Annotated in this window: 1 protein-coding gene; it reads right to left on the bottom strand. The window is 73.9% G+C overall.

All coding sequences use genetic code 11. From position 1 onward, the window contains the following. Nucleotides 1-2,107, bottom strand: a 2,107-nt coding sequence (locus ACFYZA_RS40235) for an AMP-binding protein (protein WP_388495146.1), incomplete at both ends; no start/stop codon positions are given.

The following is a 2,107-nucleotide window of genomic DNA, read 5'->3' as shown; positions in this document are numbered from 1 at the left end:
CTCGGCTCCCCGTCGACCTCCGGGAACACCGTCCGCAGACTCTCGTGCCGCGCCACCACATCCCCCAACGCCCCGTCCAGGGCGACCACATCGAGTGCGCCGGACAGACGTACGGCGAGCGGCATGTTGTAGGCCGCCGACTCCGGGTCGAGGCGGTTGAGGAACCACAGGCGGCGCTGCGCCGAGGACAGCGGAAGGGTGGCCGTGCGGGGTGTCGCGGCGAGCGCGGGCCGGGGCTTGCCCCCGGTCCGGGCCCGCAGGGCCAGCTCGGCGACGGTGGGCGCCTCGAAGACGTCCCGGACGGACAGGGCGGTGCGCAGCGCGGCGCGCGCCCGGCTGACGAGTTTGGTGGCGAGCAGGGAGTGCCCGCCGAGGTCGAAGAAGCTGTCGTCGACGCCGACCGCCTCCACCCCGAGCACCTGCGCGAACAAGGCGCACAGGGCCTCCTCCACCGGGTCCCGCGGCTCGCGCGACGCGGATGTCTCGATCAACTCACCTACCATGGCGGCCTGTTGGGGTTCATCCGTGCGACCCATCAGGACGAGCTGTCCGTCGGCGGTCCAGCGCGCCTGGTCGCCCGTGCGGTACATCCGGGCGCCTTCGGGTCCGAACGGTCCCGCCACGAACCGCGAGGCGGTACGGCCGGGCCGCCCGGCGTAGCCGCGCGCGAGGCCGGCGCCCGTCAGGTAGAGCTGTCCGGTGACACCCGCCGGTACCGGGCGCAGCCCCTCGTCGAGGACGAGGGCGCCGGTGTTCCCCACCGGCCGGCCGATCAGGAGGTCCCTGCCGTCCTCGGGGCGGCCGCCGTCCGCGTGGGTCGCGACGCCGTGGGCCGGCGCGGATCCGTAGAAGGTGACGAGCCGTGCCGAGGGCAGGCTGGTGCGGAACCGCTCGACGTCCGCCGCGTCCAGCGCCTGGTCGCCGCACATCCAGACGGTGACGTCCGTCATGCGGGGCAGGTCGTCGCTGGCGGCGAAGGCGCCCAGTTGGCCGGGGGCCACGGTGAGCCGCGCGATCCGGTGCCGCACGACGGTGTCCGCGAGTCGCGAGACGCCCGGGTCGGACCCCGCGTCGAGGATGACCGTCGAGCCGCCGGAGAGCAGGGGTGCGAGCAGTTCCGTGAGGCCGTCGGTGCCGGTGGCGGGCGAGGTGGCGAGCACGGCCGCCGTGCGCTGCTCCGGGAACTCCTCGGCGAACCAGGCGAGCCGGTTGGCCAGCGCCCCGTGGACCGCGACGACCCCGGAGTCCGCGAGCAGATGGGCGGGGTGGTCGGGCAGCAGCGGCGCGGCCCGGTCGGCGTCGACGAGGTCGGCGTCGGCGTGGGCGGCCAGTGCCGCCACGGTCGCGGGCCCGTCCAGGACCAGACGTGGCACACCGGTGTCCGCGAACGTCCCGGCCGTGGCCGTGTCGGTCACGAGCAGGGCGGGGTCGGCGCCGGGGTGGGCGGGGTCGGCGGGCAGGTAGGCGGCCCCCGACTTCAGGACCGCGAGCAGCGCCACCACCATCGCCTCGGTGCGCGGCAGGGCGAGCGCCACCAGACGCTCGGGGCCGGCCCCGCGTGCGACCAGCTCGCGCGCCAGCCGGTTGGCCCGCTCGTTCACCTCCCGGTACGACAGCTCCGTACCGCCCGCCACCACCGCCACCGCGTCCGGCGTCCGCGCCGCCTGGGCCTCGAAGCGGGCGGGGACGGTGGTGCGGAGTACGCCGTCCGCAGTGCCGCTTGCGTCGACGAGCGCGTGCCGGCGCTCCTCGTCGGAGAGCACTTCGATCGCGCCGACCGTCAACTCCGGTTCCTCCGCGACCTGTTCGAGCAGACGCACCAGACGCTGCGCCATCGAGTCCACCGTGGACACGTCGAACAGCTCCTTGCTGTACTCGACGAAGCCTTCGAGGCCGGCCGGAGCGCCGTCGGAACCGTTCTGCTCCAGGAGGAAGAAGTTGAGGTCGAAGCTGACCTCCTCGACGTCCGGGGGTTCGTACTGGGCGCGGATTCCCGGGAGTTGGAGTTCGGCGCGTTCGTTGTTCTGGAGGATCAGCATCACCTGGAACAGCGGATTGCGTCCCATCGACCGCTCCGGATCGACGACCTCCACCAACCGCTCGAACG

It is taken from the genome of Streptomyces sp. NPDC001828, from assembly GCF_042892175.1.
Taxonomy (GTDB): Bacteria; Actinomycetota; Actinomycetes; order Streptomycetales; family Streptomycetaceae; genus Streptomyces.
Note: the sequence above shows the minus strand (reverse complement) of the source record. Positions and strands in the feature narration are given on the sequence as shown.